Origin of the sequence: Streptomyces sp. MA5143a (assembly GCF_900290235.1) — a bacterium.
Classification (GTDB): Bacteria; Actinomycetota; Actinomycetes; order Streptomycetales; family Streptomycetaceae; genus Streptomyces.
In genome coordinates this window covers 1-484 of sequence record NZ_OLMK01000190.1, presented here as the reverse complement: position 1 = coordinate 484, position 484 = coordinate 1, and the positions used below count along the sequence as shown (strand labels likewise).

Sequence of the window (484 nt, the reverse complement as noted above, 5' to 3'; positions counted from 1 at the left end):
CCGCGCCGGGCCAGCGCCCACTGATCATGCGTGGCCTTGGTGATGCTGCCGGCCCAGCGGGAGGACGACACCGCCGTCACAGCACGCTTACGCGCGGCCCACCCCTCGGCGTCATGGTCCAGCCCCACCGCGCACCGCGTCTTCAGATCCCGCGAGGCCACCGCGCCCAGATGATCGCCGACCAGGCGGAGAACCTGCTCGTCCTCCGCCGTCAGGTGCTTGAGCCGGTCACGGAGCGCCACCCCCGACGGGCCCACTGCGACGAACGGCGCCGCCAGCTCCCGCAGCCCACCCAACCCCCACCGTCCCCACGCCCGTGGAACCCGCACGACGCTCCTCAACGACCCACACGGGCGAAGGTCACACATTCGACCGAGGAACCTTCGTTCACCCCCATAAGGTCATGCGGGAAGCAGCCCGGACACTCACTTGTAGGCGGTAGAACATGCTTGTGCGCAGTCAAACCTGAGCAGTTCACAACCCC

At 68.8% G+C, this 484-nt stretch carries 1 pseudogene; it reads right to left on the bottom strand.

Annotated features, from left to right (window positions below):
• Nucleotides 1–296, bottom strand: a pseudogene (locus SMA5143A_RS42490) (hypothetical protein); the annotation flags it as partial.
• Nucleotides 297–484: the final 188 nt, after the last annotated feature.